This is a genomic window from Mesorhizobium sp. M8A.F.Ca.ET.207.01.1.1 (genome assembly GCF_004794715.1).
Classification (GTDB): domain Bacteria; phylum Pseudomonadota; class Alphaproteobacteria; order Rhizobiales; family Rhizobiaceae; genus Mesorhizobium.
In genome coordinates, this window is sequence record NZ_SRUS01000618.1 from 1 (window position 1) to 278 (window position 278).

Here is a 278-nt window from a genome sequence, read left to right on the forward strand (position 1 = left end):
CGCGAGCGCCGTGTCGACGCCTACGCTGCCCGCAAACGGCTTGCCGGTTTGCGGGCTCGGCATTTCGTTGAAGCGCAACGCGCGCACTCCGCTCGCATTCAGTGACTCAAGCGTCGCATCGCTGACGTCCTCACGCGTCACGGCCACGCCGCGAATTCTGCCCTGTCCTGCGCGTAGCGCAGCCACGAGCGCGGCATTGTCGATACCATATGGCGCGGGCTGGACCAGCACACCGCGGCCTGCGCCAACCGTGTCGAGCATCTCGAGGTACGTTGTTG

1 protein-coding gene is annotated in these 278 nt (G+C 66.2%); it reads right to left on the reverse strand.

Annotation, left to right across the window (positions count from 1 at the left end; all coding sequences use genetic code 11):
* On the reverse strand, positions 1-261 hold a 261-nt coding region (locus EN850_RS36090), incomplete at its 3' end, for an amidohydrolase family protein (protein WP_348642460.1).
* Positions 262-278 lie beyond the last annotated feature (17 nt).